This window comes from Peptoanaerobacter stomatis, from assembly GCF_000238115.1.
Lineage (GTDB): Bacteria > Bacillota > Clostridia > Peptostreptococcales > Filifactoraceae > Peptoanaerobacter > Peptoanaerobacter stomatis.
On the sequence record NZ_JH414548.1, the window covers coordinates 130,525 to 148,630 of the forward strand.

Sequence of the window (18,106 nt, forward strand, 5' to 3'; positions counted from 1 at the left end):
GTGCTTCTTTCTTTAGAACTTTATTCTTCATCTTCATCATAGGAATCTATTGCCATATCATCTATGTTTTGCGGCTCTTTTTCTGCCATATCTTCTGCACTATCCTCTCTTTCATACTCATCTTCCAATTCGTCATATTCTTCCTCATCTTCCGTGTCATCATCTTGCTTCTTCTTATAAATCTTAAAGTAGTATCCTGCTCCAACTACTGCAAGAACGATGATTCCTAAGAAAATATAAGAGCCTCCGCCTTTGCTTTCTTCTATTTTCGGATCTTCTTTTTTTATTTCAGGTTTAATCTCTGTATCTTCAATCTTTTTAATTTCCTCTTTCGGTTTTTCTTTTACTTCAACCATATTGAGCAGATCATCTTCACTAACCTCGGTTAAGAGCATGACATTTTGTCCTTCTTCATCGTGATTAATGATAAGATGAAATGTTTTGCCGGATTTGGTCTTAAAGGTAATAAATTGTCTGGCATCGGCAGAATATTTATCTTTTATCTCTCCGGCAGCATTTCCATGATGAATAGGATAGTTCCCGTTAGCATTGTTTACATTTTCTATGAGCTGTGCCTTAGAAGTGCTTGGCTCTGTGGCAATTCCCGTATTGTTTGAACTATTTGCACTATCCCAGCTGTTCTTTGACGGTTCTTTTGCTTCTAATTTGTTTGGAAATCGCAGCACTTTTTCTTCTTTTTTCTCCTGTACCTGCTTTGTTTCTTGCTCTGTTTGTTTTTCCGCTTCACTTTCTTTTACCTGAGCAAAAACCGCATTTGTATGGATGATAGCGATAAAAAGCAGCATCCATATGCAAAATACTCTTTTTAATTGTGTTCTCCTATTTTTCAATTTGATTTTCATTATTTTCCTCCATATTATTATGATTTTTTGTATTTGTCATTTCCTGTAAATTCCTTTGTTCCTGTTTTCCCTCTTTTTTATAATTTCTCATCATCTCTAAAAAGTCATCTATGGAAATATCAATACTTCGATACTCTTTTAGAACATGGGTATTTTCCATTTCTTCCTGTTCCTCTTTTAACATCTCTTGTTTTAACTTTAGTTCTTCTATTTTTTCTTGAATATCTTTTTGCTTTTCTATATTTTTTCTGTATCTCTTATTCAAATTTCCACCTCCTATTTTGGTCTACCAAAGCCGTAAAAATGTTCTCTCCAATAAGGTGTATCTATTCTTGTATACTGGATTGGATTTCCGGCATGAATCATATATCCATTTCCTACATAGATACCGACATGAGAAATTGGTGATCCAGAATTGTATGTTCCTTTAAAAAAGATAATATCTCCTGCTTTTGCTTCATTTGGTGGAACCGGATTACAGTAATCTTTATATATCCCCCAAGCTGTTGTCCGTGGCATGTTTTTTATCCCCGAACGGGTATACACCCAGCAGACAAAAGAAGAACAGTCAAAATTGTTTGGTCCGTTTGCCCCGAACACATATCTCTTTCCAATATGTTTTTCTGCCTCATGAACAATTCTCTTTACACTTTCTTCATTAAATTCAAGTCCGGGATTTGAAAAATCGGGATTATCTACAATCTCCGACAGATTTCCGCTTCCAGTTCCAAAGACTCGCTCCATATTTCCTTTGCTTGCAAGTAAGATTTCATAATGAGATAAGTTGTCGGGATAAGACTGAAACATCTCTCTGATAATATCGTCCATCTCTCTTTTTTCTAAGGTTACAATGAGTTTCTTATACTCATACGGCTCTTCATGACTTTCCGTATGTTCATTGCCGTCAGCATCCGTGTAGCTTGTTGTAACGGTTCTATATCTGATTTCAATCTCTTCCTTATAGGTTAAAGTATACATGTTTTGAAACAAACTTTTAAGTTCGCTTTCTATCTCAGACACATTTTTTACAACACCATATCGTGATGTGATATATGACAGGAGTTCATGGACATCATGACCTATTTTCTCTTTGCCTTTTACAATGTATCCATCATAACCCGGATGATTTTCCTCCACACTGTCCATTTCCTCCTGTAAAGCCTGTTCTAAAGATGAAAACTCTTGATTAGTTTCTTTAAGTACCTCTTCTGATGATAAGTAAGTGCTTGAAACTGTATTTCCTACCATCCCCGTTCCCATATTCATCATCAGACTTCCCGCCTGAAAGAGCATAAAAAAGATTCCTACTATCATAAGTAATAGGAATACTGTTTTTTTGCCTCTTGCTTTTACAAATTCGCCAAAGCGTTTACTTAACTCTATAAAGGATTTTTTGATTCTGTTTTTCACACTGTCTTTATACTTCTTTTGAATCTGCATTTTATATTGCCTTCTTTTAAAAAATTGTCTAAGCCTTGAGGTGTTTTGATAGTCTGCACTTTTTTTCATCTCTTCCATATTTTTTTGAAAAAAGAGTTTCTTTTCTTGGTTTTCAATGCTCTTTTCAAGTTTAGTTATCTTCTTTTGTCTTTTTAAGTTTTTCTTTTTTTCAGAATGATAAACTTTCCTTGAAATATTTTCGACTTGACCTGTAACCTTATACGCAGCGTCTACTCCGGCGTTATCTTCTTTTCCGCTTTCCAAATACTGATTTAGCATACTGCTTGTGATTACTGCACTTTTAGCACCTTGCGTTTTTCCGTCAAGTCCCTCATTTTTTAGTTTCTGCTCTTGTTTTTGCTTTTTTTGGCGTAACTTAGATATTTTCTTTTCCTGATTTTCAAATTTCCTTGCCTTTTTTTGTGATATGTTTTTATCCGTCGTTTTTGTAGTTTTTCTTTTATCCTTTCCATCCTGAAATGAATTCTTTTTCGTATCCTTACTTCTTGTAAACTCCTTATCCTCAAAATTACTCCTAATATAGTTCTTCTGCTTTTCTGATTTTGAACTTTCTTTTAAAAAGCTATTTTTTGCATAATTTTTATATCTCTTATTCTTGGATTTTGGATTTTTTACATATTCATCATATTTTTTTCCCTTATTATTTTTCCTATTATCGTACTTTTCATCATCTGCAAGAGTTCGATACGATACTTTACTATCCCTAAAATCCATATCATACCTGTCTATTACTCCATCATTATCCATATCTTTAGACAATGGATCATAAACCTCTTTTTCTTGCTTATGAAATTTATCTACCTGCTTTTGCATCTTTTTCCTACGTTTTTCGGCTTGAAAGACAGACTGATTTTGCTTTATATCTCCCTTATCGGATAAGTGAAAAGTTTCATTCTGATTTTTGAGATATTCTGCTTTATAATTATCCTGAGTTTGAACCTGCAAAGGCTGCTTTTCTTGATTTAATGATTTTGCCCTGTTATTTCTATACTGTATCTTCCTTTTCTTTGCCAAGTTTTTTCACCTCCGTTTCAATTCTTTTCCTTGCAAGGTCTACATATTCCTCATTTAATTCAATTCCGATATACTTTCGATTATGAAGCAGTGCTATAAGTCCAACTGTTCCACTTCCAATAAAAGGATCAAGGATTATCCCACCTTTCGGGCAACCTGTAATCATACAAATCTCAGCCAATTTTGGAGGAAAGGCTGCATAGTGATTTCCCCTAAAAGAGGTGGTATTGATGGTCCAAATATCCCTTTTGTTGCGAAACTGAGGGATATTATCTCCTTTGTACTGCCCATATCCTCTTGCTTCATTGATTTTTTGTATCTTTGCTCCGGAATTTTCGTTTAGATACTTATTTTCCTTACTTCTTCCTCTTACATATCTTTTTTTACTGACTTCTTTCATCGGCTCTGCTAAAGAATCATAGTCATAGTAGTATCTTGGCGATTTGGAAAGTAAAAAGATATGTTCATAAGAACGAGTAGGTCTATCCTTGCAAGCCTCCGGCATGGCATTTTCCTTATGCCAGATAATATCCGAGCGAAGATACCATCCGTCCTCTCTTAAAGCAAAAGCCAATCTCCAAGGTATTCCCATTAAATCCTTTGACTTGTATCCTAACACCTTTTGTGTAATCGAGGGATTTTGCCCGTTTCTTCCCTTTGGATATTTAGGATCTCTTTGTTCTTTCTTACTGCTTGTTCCTGCATAAGAGTCCCCAATCACAATAAAGCAAGTGCCGTCTTTTTTTAATACTCTTCTTACCTCTCTAAATACATTTATTAGCCTGTCGAGGTATTCTTCTACCGTTTTTTCTCTTCCGATTTGCTCTTTTTTATGGTAATCCCTAAGCCCATAATACGGGGGTGATGTAATTGAGCAATTTATACTTTCATCCGGAAAATTCTTTAATGTTTCAAGTGCATCCCCACAAATAATTCTATTTTCATTTTCTTTTAGAAATGCCTCTTTACTTCTGTCCACGCTCATCCCTATTCACCTGCCTTTTTTACTTCTTCAGGTTTAGTTGTTATTAGGGAGTACAGCTTTGTATTTTTCGGAAACTGATCGATAAAAGGAACAATCGTATTTCCATAAAAGATAAGTCCTTCTCCCTCATTGCTATTGGTTACATAGGAAAGCTGGTGTTTGGAGATATTCAGTTTTTTAGCTAAAATATCTCGATCCGTTCCTGCCTGATTAAGCATTAAAATAAAGTCGGTATTGTCAAAGATATTTTCAATCTCCGGACTTGCAAGCAGATCCTTTATGTTTTGGGTAAGTCCAGTCGGCATACCTCCCCATTTTCTAAATCGCTTCCAAATTTCAATGGAATAATTGGCGGTTTGCGGCTCTTTCAACAAAAGATGAAATTCATCAACAAAATATCTTGTTGTTTTTTTACTTGCCCTGTTGACAGTAACTCTATTCCAAACCTGATCTTGTATAATTAACATTCCGATTTTTTTAAGCTGTTTTCCCAGTTCCTTGATGTCATAGCAAACCACTCTGTTATTAGTGTCTACATTCGTTCTGTGGTTAAATACATTTAAACTTCCCTTTACATAAATCTCCATTTCTACTGCAAGTTTTTTCCCTACCGTTTCTTCCTGTTTTTGAAGAAGGTTATATAAATCTTCTAAAATAGGCATATTCTCCGGCACAGGATTTTCAAAATAGGCTTTGTATAAAATCGGCAAGCAACGGTCTATGACAGAGATTTCTTCTGCACTTAATTTCTTTTCTCCAACTACCAATTCAAAAAGCGAAAGAACAAAATCCGATTTTAAGGATAGCGGATTATCTTCATCAGCATAATCTATGTTAATATCAAGCGGATTAACATAGTCTTTACTTGTCGGAGAAATTCTAACAACCTGACCTTTTAGAGCTTCTACAAGTGGGGCGTACTCGGCTTCCGGATCTGCTATGATAATATCATCATCTGTAATCAAGAAAGCATTGGTGATTTCTCTTTTGGCTGCAAAAGATTTACCGGAACCCGGAGTACCTAAAATTAGACCGTTCGGGTTTTTCAGTTTCTTTCTGTCTGCCATAATAATATTTCTGCTTAGGGCATTCAAACCATAATATAAGCTCTCTCCCTTGATAAAGAGTTCTTCCGTTGTAAATGGTATAAAGATAGCGGCTGCACTTGTGGTAAGTCCACGCTCTATTTCCACTTCATTGATTCCAAGAGGCAAACTTGCAACAAGCCCCTGTTCCTGTCTGTAATTTAGGTTTTTCAAACTGCAATTATGTCTGTTTGCAATAGATTTTAAGGTAAATACCGTATTGTCCAGTTTTCCCTTACTTTTACTCATATTCATAAAAAGAATGGTTACCAAAAACATCTTTTCATCATGATTTTGTAGTTCTGATAGCAGGTTCTTTGCTTCTGTCCCATAAGTTACAAGGTCGCTCGGCAAGATGTCGATATCATAGCCTGCACGTATGGCTTTCTTATTTTCCTCAAGCTTCATCTTGTCTAAATCCGTTATTTTTCTTTTTACATTTTTAATCGCTTCCATCTGATCAATGGCTTTGATATGAAAGGTAACAACCATATTTTCTTCCAATGCCAAAAACTCCGATAACATTTCATCTTTAATATCCGATGCCAAAAGCTGTAAGAAATTCACCTCAGCAAAGACTTCTCCGCTTTTAAAGTAGGTCGGCTTGGAAAAGTTAAAAGATGCAGGTACAATATATTCTTTCGTCGTAAGTCCGCTGTATTTCAAGTCCTCAAAGGAAAAGACAAGTTTATCATTCGGATTTAAAATATCGTGAATAACCTTTAAGCGTTCTTCACCATCAAGTACATAAGCCTTTACTCCCATCTGCTTAAAATTATTTAATACATCCATTTCCATTCGCTCAAGTCTGCTCTTTGCCTGCTTTAAGTCCTCCGCTTCAATGGTAAAGGTAAGGTACATACTCTTGGACAGTCCGTTATTTCCTTTAGAGCTTTGGTTTAAGAGCATTTGTCTGTATTCATTTCTAATTTCGTTAAAATCATCTATATTTTCTTTAATGTCAATTAGTTTACTTATTTCCTCATTTTCACCGATACTGTTGATATAACTGAACTCCACTTCCACAGAAGAATTAAAGAAATTTAGAAAAGAAGAAAATTCCGAGAAGATACTTTCTTGATCTGCTTCTTCCATTAAGCGATAGTTGATATCCAAAAATCGAATGGTTTTATTAAATTTATTCTTTTCAATCTGGCAAATCCCATCCTTTAACATTCGCTTATAGGGAATGGTATCTTGTACGGTTTCCTTTTTCTCCTCTTTCATAAAAAAAGGAAACCACCCGTTTTTCCTTGATGATTTCCCATTTGTTTTAGACTTTGTTTTTTTCTTTCCTGATTTTTTAAGCTCGGATAACTCTTTTTTATTTTTCCTAAGCTCCAACTCTTCTTTTTTAATTCGTTGTTCCTGTTTTTTTCTTTTGTCTTTGTTCAATTTTTTTCCTCCTTCCGTTTGCCTTATTTTTACTTCCTGTCTCCTGCTTTTTTGTTTTCTCGGTATGATAAATACTTTTTGCTTTGTATAGCCTAATCTTTTTACTTTTATGAAATTTCAATATATATTCTAAATGTTTTTCAAAGGGTAAATTGTCCTTTTCATAAAGCGTTGCAAAAAGAACAGGTAAGACTACTATACTCATTACAATCATAGAAATATCCGTACTCAGATAATTTTTACAAAGCATATATACAGGAAAACCGATAAGCCCCGCTATGCTAAAACCGATCAGCTGCCTTTTTGTCATATTCAGGGCTACCTTAGTTTTTACTTTCGTCAAATCCTTTGGTACTTTTACATATGCCATCGCTTATCCCCTATCTTTTTCTATGATATGTTCTTCTCTCATATTTGAAAGTGCTTCCAAATGCTCCCAAAGTGAGATGATTTCATCTTTCCCTCTCTCCAATTCTTCTAATAGTTCTTTATATTCGCTTTGTTTTTTTACTTCTTCCTCCACACTCTTTACCTTTTCACTAATGAAAAGGACTTCTTTGAAAAGGGCATCCAGTACGGTAACCGACAGTTCTCTAAATTCCTGCTGTTTTTCTTCTTCACTCTTTTCTTCCTCTTTGAGATACTCTTCTTCCCAAAACCGGATATCATCTTCTGTTTCTATAGCATTTTCTTCAAATTCGCAAAATCTATCCTGCTTTTTATATTTACTTCTCACTTTTATCATTCCTGCTACTGCCGAAGCAAGTGAGATTGCTGTTGCAACTCCCAAAAATACTCTTGTTTTCCTATTGATGTTTTTCATAACTGCCTCCTTGTATATTTTTTTGCTTGGATTATTTCATCAACTTCTGCTCATTATGAACAAAAGTTTTCTAATGGCTGTTTAAGATTGCCTTTGCGATACTTCCGGATTTCATCATCATAACTCCAAGAATCAGTCCATATGCAAGCACTTGTAAAATACTTGCATGAATATCCGTAAAGTTTACGGTTTTTACTAAAACTGCATAGATTCCAAAAAAGATTAGGATGAAAAATCCCTGAAGCCCAAGTGCAAACAGACTTTTAATATAGTTTGTTCCGATACTTGACCAGTCCCTGTTTCCCATTGTAGCAAACGGTATTGCACAAATGGAGCAATAGACATATATTTCAATCATTCTTCCATATAGGATTACAGTGATTAAAACTGACAGAATCATTAAAGAAAATTTAACCAATCCTGTTTCCAGTGCAATCCCGATGAGTGTTCCAAGTTCCTTTGTTTTTAGGGCATCGACCATAGCATCAAAATTACCCGGCGTAATATTTGCACTGCTTCCCACAACACCTGCCGCCTTTCCTATCATGACCTGTGAGGCATCAAAGACTGCCATAGAAAATTCAAAAGCGTGAGAAACAAGCCATACGGCAATCCACATTTTGATAATGTATTTAAAAAATTCAAAGGTATCCGTGTCTTGCATGGAATTTTTCCTAAGCACAACTTGAATTAACTCTATACAAAGTATTGCGGTTAGAATTATGGCTGCTATGGGCAAAACAACATTGGTATTGATTGATTTGATGAAGGCAAAGACCTCCGAGTTCCAAGAACTCGGGGTCTTTCCCACTTCTCCTGCAACGGTTCCTACTTTGTCGTTAATATCTACAAGCATTGCAGAAAGATTATCTTTAATAATATCAATCATAATATTCTTGAAAAACTCATGTATCTTTTCAAATAAATCAAACATTATTTCAAGACATTAGCAAGTAGCGGAATGAGTTTTAGCCCTATTAAAACAATTCCTCCACCGCTCATAAGCTGCTTTATACCCTGTGATTTGGCTCCGGGATTATCCGAGCCGTATCCTTCAAGCAGATTAACAATTCCCCATGCACCAAGTCCTGCTCCGATTGCCGTAACGAGTATCTTTAATATATTTACCGCCTGTACAAAAAAATCCATAACTTATTCCTCCTCATTTTCTTCCTGTTCTTTTTTATTTTCCATTTCTTTATCAATTTTGTTGACATGCTTTACAATAAAATTCCTGTATGTCTTATCCGCTTTTTGAACCTCTTTGTAATATCCGTAGACATGGATAAAATCGCCTTTTTCAAAGTCTTTCACAAGCTGCGTCTTTTCACCGTAGACATTACAGTTGATATATTCTTTCTTTTTTTCTCCTGTCTTTCCCATCTTTCTAAAAAGTGTAAAGTTTGCAACTGAAACTTCCCCATCTTTTCCTAAAATGGTTTTGATTTCTACATCACCTATCAGGTTTCCGTTAATATTCAGCATTTCTTTTTGCATCTCTTTCCTCCATTTTCATTTCTTTTGATTCCATAAAAAAAAGACCACAACGTTTTACTTTGTTATGGTCTTGTCTATATTTTTTCATATTCAATTTTATCCTTTGTTCATTCCAACTTCTATTCATTTTGAGCAGAGGTTAGAAATTCTTCTTTTATTCCTGCCATAATATACTCTACACAGGGCAGTGCTATCGCATTTCCCAGTGCCTTATACCTTGCACTGTCAAGTATGATATTCCCATCCGCTCCGTACTTTGTGTAGTTATCCGGCAGTCCCATCAGCCTTTCGCATTCTACCGGTGTTAAATACCTGATAAATCCCTCCTCTTCTTTTCCATTTTTCCAGTACGCAAACATTGTAGGATTGGATGCTAATAGGGTTGGAAAAGGTTCATTTGGCTTCCCGAAGCTGTTTCTAAAAAGGGTTTTATTTTTTCTTTTTGCTCCTCCTCGCATTTTTCTATCTTGAAAGGGTCTGACGTTTGGTATTTGCCTCCCTGCTTTATCAGAATACCTTCGATTGGATCGGGTATTCTTATCTTCGAGTTTTCTGATAATCTTAGAATTTTTGAACAGGTTTTCGGGCTTATATAGTATTTTGTGGGAACGGAATCCTCCAAAATCACAGACAATAAATATTCTCTTTCTTCTTTGAAGGAGCTTAGGCTCTCCGAAATATTGGGCATCCAAGACTCTCCAAGAAAGTTCAAATTCCCTCCCTCGCACCACTCCTGCATTTGCCCATTTAGACTCAGGCATTGGAAGGCAGGTGCTGCTGAAGGATTCGAGGACGGCTCTAAAATCCAACCTATTTCCTGATACAAAAGCTCCCATGACGTTCTCCCAAATAGCGAAAGTTGGATACTTGCCATTTGTAAACCTCCTCATCTCTTTAATAATTCTTATTGCATGATAAAAAAGAGATGATTTTTCTCCACTAAGTCCTGTTAAATCTCCTGCTTTTGAAAAATTTTGACAAGGAGAGCCGAATGTAATAATATCCACCGGCTTTATATCTCTTGCCTTTAATTTTGTGATGTCCCCTAAATGCTCTACATCAGGAAAATGCCTCTTTGATATAGAGATTGCATTTTTATCAATTTCGCTTGCCCATACTGTCTTTATCCCTACTTTTCTTGCCGCTAAAGGAAATACTCCGATTCCGTCAAATAAGCTTCCAAGTGTTATTTCTTTTACCTTACATCACCTCTTTTCTATTTTTATAATTTCCTATATTTACTTCATATTTTTATCCGTCTTACTTCTGTTCATTATGAACAAAAGTTGGCGGGCTTCTTCCTTTTTCTTTCATTGAATTATTTCTCCTTTATTTTTTCAATTCATCTTTCTATTTTTTAGGCTCAGTCATTTTTTAATATTCCTTTACAAAGTTTAATTCGATAGGCACTTCTGCTCATTTTGAACAAAGGTCGCCTTAAATTCTTATACATCCATATCAACCACTGTTACTTGCATATTTTCTTTTAGCTTAACTTTATCTTTTCTCTTTAGATATTTTTCTATATCAAAGGCATTTTTCTTATTGTAATCGGAAAGCAGTTTGTAATTCTTATGCTTGGTAATATCAAATTTATCGGAGTAAAAAGGTCTTGCTCCCCTTATTTCCAAGATGCACTTTCCACCGTCCATTACTTTCAGTTCATCCCTGCTCATGAGTTCCTTCCCAAGTTTTTGATAGTTTAGTCCGAAAGATTTTTGATTGGAGCGTGTTTCACTTGTATTGTAAAGGTCTATGGTTTCCTTCCCTAAGTTTTCTGAAAGTTCCTTTATTGTTGTTCCTTCCTTTCCTCCTAAAAACAGCTCACTATCACAATTGCCCAGAATGGTGTCGGCATGGTCTTTATATATGGCTTTTAGTTGTGATTTTGCTTGCAAGATAATGCTTGCCGATATTTCTCTGGAACGAATGGTGGCAATGAGTTTTTCAAACTTGGGTATCTGCCCGATGTTGCTGAACTCATCAAGCAGGCACCTCACATGAACAGGGAGTCTACCGCCATATACATCATCTGCCTTATCACATAAAAGATTAAAAAGCTGGGTATACATCATTGCTACCACAAAGTTAAAGGTATCATCAGTGTCTGATATGATAATAAAAAGGGCTGTCTTTTTATCTCCTATGGTATCCAAGCCCATTTCATCATATTCCATAAGGTTTTTAAGTTCTTCAATGTCAAATGCTGCAAGTCTTGCACCACAACTAATCAATATACTTTTCGCCGTTTTTCCGGCAGCCAGTTTATACTTTTTATATTGTTTGACTGCAAAATGATTCGGCTTTTCTTTTTCCAGTGCATCAAAGATATAGTCTACCGCATTTTTGAAATTTTCATCTTCTTCCCTGACTTCACTTGCATCAATAAAGGCAAGCAGACTTTCAAAGTTTTGTTCTTCCTGCGGTGCTTCATAGTAAAGGTATCCGATAAGTGCCGTATAATACAGGCGTTCCGCTTTACTCCAAAAATCCTCCGTAGCCTTTTCTCCTTCCCCCTTTGTATTTGCCATAATCGTCTGTACCAGTTTTAATATGTCTTTCTCACTCCTTAAATATGCAAAGGGATTGTAGTGCATGGATTTTTTGAAATTGATGGTGTTTAGCACCTTAATATCATATCCGTTTTTCTCAAGCATCTTTCCGCATTCGACAAGAACGGTGCCTTTCGGATCGGTTACAACGTAAGATGAGTGCATTTGCATAAGATTGGGTTTTAAGAAAAACCGTGTCTTTCCGCTTCCTGATCCTCCGACTACAAGCACATTTTTATTTCTTGCATACTTTGGATTTTTAGGTCTTGAGTTCATCGTAAGCCGTTCCGTGTTGGTTAAAAGTATGTTGTTTTCAAATTTTTCATCTGCGTAAGGCTCGATGTCTTTCGAGCTTCCCCACCTCGCTGAACCGTATTCTATCCCTTGGCGAAATTTCTTGGCATTTTTCTTTTTTTGATATACGATAAACCATATGACCGCTGAAAAACAAATACCTGCAAGTAAGTCATCTGTATGAAATGATGGCAGATAAGACAGTGTTCCTATATCAGATAAAGCTACTATCATCTTATCTACATAATCACCACCTACATAACTGTTTATATGTCTTGAAAATATATTCGCCAGATAAAAGAAAAAGAGATAAGGTAAGTTCCTAATTACAAACTTTTTCTTATCTCTTATGTGAAATATATTTTTTATATCTTTTAGTATTTCTTTTACGATTTTCGTCTTTACCACTCCTTCCTACAAACTCTGTTCCTTATGTTTTTCTTTGATTTTATCTTTCATAGGTGCATTTTTAACTTTTTCTTTGAAATGATTTAACTTCTTAATTACCGATTCTCTTTTCTTATTCTTTCCTGCAAATTTTGCTACTGCTTCCTTAAATGCCTGCTCCATTACCTTTTCATCTTTTGCCTGAAAAAACACTATTTTATTTCCGGTCGTTAAATCTTTTTTGATACTGAATTTCACACCGCTTTTATTCAGCTCTCTTTTTAGGTTTTTTAAGTCCACATCATTTAACTCTAAGGTTTCCACTTTGCCTTTTTTCACTAAATCTTTTACCGTGGTCGGCTTTTGTTTACCAATAAAATCTTTTAAACCGTTTTTCTCTTGTTCCGCCTTGTTAAGCAGCATTTTTATTAGCTTCACAACTTCTCTTGCCGTTAAATGAAGGACTTTTTTCTTTACCGCAATTACCTGTCTTGTAACTTCTTCATTAATCAATATATCACCTGCTTTCCATAAGTATTGTACTCACCTTTCGTGCTTTTTCTTTCATCTTTGCTATTCTTCTGTTTTCTCCTGTAAAAAGAATGGGTGTTGCCATTTCAAGCAGCCTTGAATAAATTCTCTGTTCTTTCAGATTAGCGGGACTTGTAAGCTGCTTTGCACTAAGATTGGTGGTTAAAATTATCGGTTTGTTTGCTCTATACCTGCTGTCAATGATGTTAAAAATATGCTCTGTTGCAAAAGGAGTATCTCTTTCCATTCCAAAATCATCAATGATAAGCAGCCTATGTTTATTGAGCTTTTCAACATACTTATTTTTATTGATTTCAAGGTTCATCATATCGTTTAAGATAACAGCAAAATTTGTCATCTTGACAGAGATTTCTTTTTCAATTAAAGCATTGGCTATTGCTGATGCCAAGTAGGTCTTTCCGGTTCCTACAGGACCTGTAAAAAGCAAACCGATGTTTTCTTTTTCCATTTCCTCAAATTTTTTCACATAGTTTTCTCCGATATTTCTATGCTCTAAACTGCCATCTTCCGATTCAAAGGTCTGGTCTTGTAAAAGTTTATCTTCAAATGCCTGCTTTCTTAAATCGGATAGGATACTTTGACGCTCCAGTTCTTTCCAATGCTGTTTTTCTTTTTCCAATTCTTTTTCTCTGCAAATACAATTTTTAGGTATTTTTCTTAGACTCCCACCTATATCTTTAAGTTGCTGTTTGGGACTATGGCATAGTCCGCAATAGACAAGTCCGTCTTTTTCATTCACATAATCTCCGTTTTTTTCGTTCAAAACACCTTTTTCCAAACGTTCTAATACTCTCCCGAAGATATTTTCTGTACTGCCCATATGATTCCTCCGTAATCTATCTGCTCTGTTTTCATTTTCTTAAAACTTAAACTTATCTTCTTTCACTATCTTTGACTGCTATGTGTAATTGCTATGTGGTATTAAAAAGCTGTTGCCATATTTCTTTATCTTTGCTGTAATCGGTATTCCCTGACTTTGCATCTGTTGTCATTCCTAAGATATTGATGGGTGCATTATATAGCAGGGATAACAAATAGGCTCTCAGGTTTGTAATTTTTCTCTTGTTTTCATCAAGAACAAGCAGAACATAGCTGATATGTTCTTTTTGTAGTGATAAAAACTGTTCTTTTACGGTTTCATACGCTGTCATCTTCTGATTGATTCTTATGTCTGTCTTACTTTGAATTGCCTCTGCCATTAAGTTTACGATAAGGTCAATTTTTTCTTTGTCTTTTAATTGTTCTTCCACAAGAAAAGTGTAGTTAATATTTTGTTTGAGTATTTTTGTTATTTCCTCTACTTCCATATCCTCTTTTTTATTTTCTTTTGAGGGGGATATGGGGGAGGTGTTATTATATTCAGTATCACTATATTCAGTCTTATTTATATTAGTCTTATTACATTGTGATTTTAACAATTCTTGTTTTGTGAAATTCACATTTCCTGAATTGTGATTTTCATCATTCTTAAATTGTGATTTCCATAATTCCTGATTGGTGATTTTATCCTGCACAGAATTTTCCTGCTCATTTGTTTCCTGAATGATAAAGTTCTTCACATAGAGTATGTTGGGTTTGCCAAGTCCCAATCTTTTCTTTTCAATAAGTCCTATCCCTTTTTTATCATCCAATTCCTGAAGTATCTTTGTCGCTTTCTGGGTGGCACAACACATAATTTCTGCAATCTCTTCTATGGTAAAGATGATATATACCTTGTTTTCTTCATCAATCCAGTTATTTTTCATGGACAGGTTCATTCGGTCAAGTAAAATCCCGTATAGCACTTTGGCATCACTACTCAGTTTTGTAAATATGGGATCTGTAAATAACAGCTTGGGAATACGAAAAAAAGAGAAGTTTTCCGCTTCTTTTCCGTAATAGTAGTTAAATTTTATATCCATGCTCTCTACCTCCTCCTATGTTTTAAGCATCAAAAAAGAGATAGCTGTTTTTCTTTGCTATCTCTTCATAAATGAATTCTTTATCTTTTATTTTTATCTATTTTTCCTTATCGGTATCGTCTTTTTTATCTTGTTTTTTATTGAAAGGTTCTTTGACCACATCTTCAATCAGTCTTGATAAATCTACTGCATTTTTTGAGGTAATTACAGGTTTCCCGGTTTCTTTCTCAATTTCTTTCCTTGTGTTTCCTGCTATACTGCCTCCTCTTTTTGCAACTTTCTTATTTTCTTCCAAACCCTGTGGGTTGGTGGTTTTTGTAAGCTCTGTTGTTGTCGCTTCTGCAAGCATATTTAGAACAATTTCAAGAGTGGTCATATTATCTCTTAGATTTTCTTTTTTCAAACCTTTCAGATTTTTATATCCTCTTGTTGTCATGCCTGACCATGCTTTTGTAATTTCATCGGTTAGTATTGCATATTCAATTCCTTTTTCAATCCCATGATCATCCCAAGCATCGGTTAGCTCTTTTCTCACTTGGATTGCTTGAAGGCGTTGGTTAATCCATTCGCGACTGTACCCTTTCTTCAAATAGGTTTCTAAGGCTCTGTCAATCGTAAGTTCCGGATCGATGATTTCATCAATTCGCTCTTTTCCTACTTCCGCAAGCCATAATTTGAAAGGTTCTGCCTTTGGTGATGGAATGGACTGGATAATACGGAGAATTCCCTGCATATCCGCCACATCAGTTAGACGCATTTTCCCATCTGCTGCTTTCATTTTCAAAGCGTTACAATTTGTAACGGTTTCGTTGCCTTCATCTTTTAATCTCTTTTTCAGTACTCTCCAGTATACTTGTGGATCTTTACTTTCTGTCAGTACCGATACTACATCTACTACTGAAAAATACCATTCTTCTTTTTCTTCGTCCCAAACGGAGCGTATCTCTTTATTTTCATATAGTTTTATTTCGTCCATTATGACACCTGCCTCTTTTATATATTAGTTTGTTAAACAGCCTTTTCTCTTGTGTATTGTTTTATATTATACCCTAAATTTATAATTTTGTCTTTTCACTTGTCGGTATACCCTTTAAAATATATTTCTAGTGCTTTTTCTATGATTTCCTCCACATCTTCTTTTGTTTCATCATGAAAGAATTTTTTGTATACACTCCGAGACAGCTTGATATTCTGATACTCTTTTATCTTCGGTTTTTTCAAGTTCAACAAATATGCTGTAACCATCTCTTGATTTAGCTCTTCCTGTCGGTTCATCAGATGAAGTGCTTTGGTGTCGCTTGGTTTTAAGGTTAGTTCCAGTTCTTCGCTCTGCTGATACAGATATTCCTGTATTTCTTTTGAAAGATAGGATAAGTCTACTGCCATTGTCAGTCCTATTTTTTCATTATCAATCTCTTTTTTCCAAGAGTCTGACAATTCATTTAATCTAAGATACCTTGCAATAGATGCACCTGAAAGATTGTATTCTTTTCCAAGTACTTTTCTGCTGTCTGTCTTATCTTCTTCCTTGCTTTCTTTTTCTATGATACCCTGCTCTAAATTGTTTATATCTTTTTGCAAATCATTTCTCTTTCCCTGACTTGCTATTTTTTCATATCGCATTTTAAGAACAAAGGCTTTTTCTGTCGGCAGCAAGTCGGAGAAAGAACGCTGCATAAGGTTGGTTTCAATCACATAGGTATAGGTTTGTTCTTCGGAAAGATTTTCTTTAATAATACAAGGAACAGTTTTTAGATTCACAAGTCTGGCTGCATTTACTCTATTATGTCCAGAAAGTATTTCATAAGCTCCATCCTCTTTTTTTAGAACAATGATTGGATTAAGTATCCCATTTTCTTTGATACTTTCCACCATATCGTCTAATCTCTTGCCTGTGTATAGGGTAAATGGATGGTCGTGGTAGTTTTCAAGTAGATTGATTTCTATATTCTGTATATCTCCCTGTTCCAAGGTGCCTGTATCATCAAGTAAAAAATCTACGGCATCGGTTATTTCTCTTTTTACAAGTTTTTTACTCATAGCAGATCTCCTTTGCCAGATTGTCGTATGCAATATCTACACTGCTGCCTTTTGCATATTTTTTTATGCTTTGTCCGCTGTATATGGCTTCTCCCACTTTGACCGTTTTGGGTATTTTGGTTTTAAATACCGCTATCTTTCCTTGGTACATTTCTTCTACCTGCTGAGTAAGGAGTTTTGAAAGATTTGTTCTGTTATCGCACATGGTTAGTAAAATCCCCTGCACTTTCAGTTTCGGATTCACTCTCTTTTTAATTTTCTGAACGGTTTTTAAGAGTTCACCAATTCCTACTACTGCAAAAACTCCGGTATCGGCTGTGATAAGCACACTGTCTGATGCACAAAGGGCATTGATGTTTAGAATATTAAGTGATGGAGATGTATCTATAAGGATATAGTCGTAATGCTCTCTTATCTGATTGATAATTTCTGATAATATTCTTTCGCTCCCTGTTTCTGACCTCATTTGTGTTTCAACGGCTGATAAGAAAATGCTTGAGGGGATAATATCCATTTCATCATAAGATAGGATATATTCCTCTACTGAATAACTTTCCTCTTCTAATTCAGCTGTCAGCAAATGTCCTACTGTTTTTATGTTTTCTGAATTTCCCACATCAAAACATCTTGTAAGATTAGCTTGCGGATCAAGGTCAATTACTAATATTTTTTTACCCAGTTCTCTTAGCGAGCAGGCAAGGTTTAGAGTTGTGGTTGTTTTACCGACTCCGCCTTTTCGATTAGCTATAGTTATAACTTGTGCCATAGAACGCCCCTTTCTTCTCTATACAGAGATTTCATTTTGTGATATACTTTTATATGATTTTAAGTATAAAAAAAGATGATAGTCTCAATCCATCATCAAGTTTAAAAGTTTTGTGGAAGCCTTTAACCATTGATTTTTCTTGGATTTATTGCACTATCATCATTATATCATTATCTCCGCTTCCTACTTGTCCATAAAATAATAAGCCTGTTGCCTTATCATTAGCAGGATTTTGTGATGTCACTTCTCGATAAAAACCTACTGCTTTCGTCTTAGTTTGTTTCTGTTCGTTTGTATTTTCAGCAAAATTAAAAAATGTACAACGCTTAAACAGCTCGGATATATTGCTTTGTTCTATTCTTTTTTCATTTTGCATTTGTATTTGACATTCGCAAGGTCTTGAAAACTCATAAACCCTATTATCTCTCATACGTTTTTTATAAAATACAAAGCCTTCGTCCTTGCATATATTGCATTTATATTCCATATTT

General features: G+C 35.1%; 19 protein-coding genes. All 19 read right to left on the minus strand.

Going from position 1 to position 18,106, the window contains the following annotated elements:
- Positions 1–20 precede the first annotated feature (20 nt).
- The 19 genes from HMPREF9629_RS03275 to HMPREF9629_RS03365 all read right to left on the minus strand — a co-directional run bounded on the left by HMPREF9629_RS03275 (position 21) and on the right by HMPREF9629_RS03365 (position 18,102).
- Positions 21–863: a CD1107 family mobile element protein gene (locus HMPREF9629_RS03275; RefSeq protein ID WP_009524909.1), complete on the minus strand. Its 843-nt coding sequence runs from the start codon at positions 861–863 to the stop codon at positions 21–23.
- Complete coding sequence (locus tag HMPREF9629_RS03280) at positions 841–1,128, minus strand: hypothetical protein (RefSeq protein WP_009524910.1); 288 nt, start codon at positions 1,126–1,128, stop codon at positions 841–843. Before HMPREF9629_RS03280 ends, HMPREF9629_RS03275 begins: the two co-directional genes overlap by 23 nt.
- 11 nt (positions 1,129–1,139) lie before the next feature.
- On the minus strand, positions 1,140–3,338 hold the full coding sequence (locus tag HMPREF9629_RS03285) for a C40 family peptidase (RefSeq protein ID WP_009524911.1): 2,199 nt from the start codon (positions 3,336–3,338) through the stop codon (positions 1,140–1,142).
- On the minus strand, positions 3,310–4,323 hold the full coding sequence (locus HMPREF9629_RS03290; RefSeq protein WP_009524912.1) for a DNA-methyltransferase: 1,014 nt from the start codon (positions 4,321–4,323) through the stop codon (positions 3,310–3,312). Before HMPREF9629_RS03290 ends, HMPREF9629_RS03285 begins: the two co-directional genes overlap by 29 nt.
- Positions 4,324–4,325: 2 nt before the next feature.
- Entirely contained in the window at positions 4,326–6,803 is a 2,478-nt protein-coding gene (locus HMPREF9629_RS03295; protein ID WP_009524913.1) for a VirB4-like conjugal transfer ATPase, CD1110 family, read from the minus strand.
- On the minus strand, positions 6,763–7,173 hold the full coding sequence (locus HMPREF9629_RS03300) for a PrgI family protein (RefSeq protein ID WP_009524914.1): 411 nt from the start codon (positions 7,171–7,173) through the stop codon (positions 6,763–6,765). Before HMPREF9629_RS03300 ends, HMPREF9629_RS03295 begins: the two co-directional genes overlap by 41 nt.
- 3 nt (positions 7,174–7,176) lie before the next feature.
- Positions 7,177–7,626: a hypothetical protein gene (locus HMPREF9629_RS03305; RefSeq protein WP_009524915.1), complete on the minus strand. Its 450-nt coding sequence runs from the start codon at positions 7,624–7,626 to the stop codon at positions 7,177–7,179.
- 70 nt (positions 7,627–7,696) lie between these two features.
- Positions 7,697–8,560 (minus strand): VirB6/TrbL-like conjugal transfer protein, CD1112 family, encoded by an 864-nt coding sequence (locus HMPREF9629_RS03310; protein WP_009524916.1) that lies wholly within the window; start codon positions 8,558–8,560, stop codon positions 7,697–7,699.
- Positions 8,560–8,775 carry a Maff2 family mobile element protein gene (locus HMPREF9629_RS03315; RefSeq protein WP_009524917.1) on the minus strand — a complete coding sequence of 72 codons (216 nt, stop codon included), beginning with the start codon at positions 8,773–8,775 and terminating at the stop codon, positions 8,560–8,562. Before HMPREF9629_RS03315 ends, HMPREF9629_RS03310 begins: the two co-directional genes overlap by 1 nt.
- A 3-nt stretch (positions 8,776–8,778) precedes the next feature.
- Positions 8,779–9,123 (minus strand): single stranded DNA-binding domain-containing protein, encoded by a 345-nt coding sequence (locus HMPREF9629_RS03320; RefSeq protein ID WP_009524918.1) that lies wholly within the window; start codon positions 9,121–9,123, stop codon positions 8,779–8,781.
- 119 nt (positions 9,124–9,242) lie between these two features.
- Positions 9,243–10,313 (minus strand): DNA cytosine methyltransferase, encoded by a 1,071-nt coding sequence (locus tag HMPREF9629_RS03325; RefSeq protein ID WP_040012580.1) that lies wholly within the window; start codon positions 10,311–10,313, stop codon positions 9,243–9,245.
- Between the two features lie 255 nt (positions 10,314–10,568).
- The gene (locus HMPREF9629_RS03330) at positions 10,569–12,362 is read right to left on the minus strand and encodes a VirD4-like conjugal transfer protein, CD1115 family (RefSeq protein WP_207635492.1); all 1,794 of its coding nucleotides are present in this window, start codon (positions 12,360–12,362) and stop codon (positions 10,569–10,571) included.
- 21 nt (positions 12,363–12,383) lie between these two features.
- A complete protein-coding gene (locus tag HMPREF9629_RS03335) occupies positions 12,384–12,869 on the minus strand; it encodes a PcfB family protein (RefSeq protein ID WP_009524923.1) in 486 nt (161 codons plus the stop codon).
- A gap of 4 nt (positions 12,870–12,873) precedes the next feature.
- Complete coding sequence (locus tag HMPREF9629_RS03340) at positions 12,874–13,728, minus strand: ATP-binding protein (RefSeq protein WP_009524924.1); 855 nt, start codon at positions 13,726–13,728, stop codon at positions 12,874–12,876.
- A 91-nt stretch (positions 13,729–13,819) separates the two neighbouring features.
- A complete protein-coding gene (locus HMPREF9629_RS03345) occupies positions 13,820–14,809 on the minus strand; it encodes a replication initiator protein A (RefSeq protein WP_009524925.1) in 990 nt (329 codons plus the stop codon).
- A gap of 97 nt (positions 14,810–14,906) precedes the next feature.
- On the minus strand, positions 14,907–15,785 hold the full coding sequence (locus HMPREF9629_RS03350) for a BRO-N domain-containing protein (RefSeq protein ID WP_009524926.1): 879 nt from the start codon (positions 15,783–15,785) through the stop codon (positions 14,907–14,909).
- Positions 15,786–15,880: 95 nt separating this feature from the next.
- Entirely contained in the window at positions 15,881–16,849 is a 969-nt protein-coding gene (locus HMPREF9629_RS03355; RefSeq protein WP_009524927.1) for a ParB N-terminal domain-containing protein, read from the minus strand.
- Positions 16,842–17,615: a ParA family protein gene (locus tag HMPREF9629_RS03360; protein WP_009524928.1), complete on the minus strand. Its 774-nt coding sequence runs from the start codon at positions 17,613–17,615 to the stop codon at positions 16,842–16,844. The genes HMPREF9629_RS03355 and HMPREF9629_RS03360 overlap by 8 nt, the downstream gene beginning before the upstream one ends.
- Positions 17,616–17,760: 145 nt before the next feature.
- Positions 17,761–18,102, minus strand: a complete 342-nt coding sequence (locus tag HMPREF9629_RS03365) for a hypothetical protein (RefSeq protein ID WP_009524929.1) — start codon at positions 18,100–18,102, stop codon at positions 17,761–17,763.
- Positions 18,103–18,106 lie beyond the last annotated feature (4 nt).

Coding starts and splice junctions, on each gene's coding strand:
- HMPREF9629_RS03290 (WP_009524912.1), bottom strand. CDS start 4,323: ATGAGCGTGGACAGAAGTAAAGAGGCATTTCTAAAAGAAAATGAAAAT.
- HMPREF9629_RS03275 (WP_009524909.1), bottom strand. CDS start 863: ATGAAAATCAAATTGAAAAATAGGAGAACACAATTAAAAAGAGTATTT.
- HMPREF9629_RS03345 (WP_009524925.1), bottom strand. CDS start 14,809: ATGGATATAAAATTTAACTACTATTACGGAAAAGAAGCGGAAAACTTC.
- HMPREF9629_RS03365 (WP_009524929.1), bottom strand. CDS start 18,102: ATGGAATATAAATGCAATATATGCAAGGACGAAGGCTTTGTATTTTAT.
- HMPREF9629_RS03340 (WP_009524924.1), bottom strand. CDS start 13,728: ATGGGCAGTACAGAAAATATCTTCGGGAGAGTATTAGAACGTTTGGAA.
- HMPREF9629_RS03360 (WP_009524928.1), bottom strand. CDS start 17,615: ATGGCACAAGTTATAACTATAGCTAATCGAAAAGGCGGAGTCGGTAAA.
- HMPREF9629_RS03300 (WP_009524914.1), bottom strand. CDS start 7,173: ATGGCATATGTAAAAGTACCAAAGGATTTGACGAAAGTAAAAACTAAG.
- HMPREF9629_RS03315 (WP_009524917.1), bottom strand. CDS start 8,775: ATGGATTTTTTTGTACAGGCGGTAAATATATTAAAGATACTCGTTACG.
- HMPREF9629_RS03310 (WP_009524916.1), bottom strand. CDS start 8,560: ATGTTTGATTTATTTGAAAAGATACATGAGTTTTTCAAGAATATTATG.
- HMPREF9629_RS03320 (WP_009524918.1), bottom strand. CDS start 9,123: ATGCAAAAAGAAATGCTGAATATTAACGGAAACCTGATAGGTGATGTA.
- HMPREF9629_RS03305 (WP_009524915.1), bottom strand. CDS start 7,626: ATGAAAAACATCAATAGGAAAACAAGAGTATTTTTGGGAGTTGCAACA.
- HMPREF9629_RS03350 (WP_009524926.1), bottom strand. CDS start 15,785: ATGGACGAAATAAAACTATATGAAAATAAAGAGATACGCTCCGTTTGG.
- HMPREF9629_RS03355 (WP_009524927.1), bottom strand. CDS start 16,849: ATGAGTAAAAAACTTGTAAAAAGAGAAATAACCGATGCCGTAGATTTT.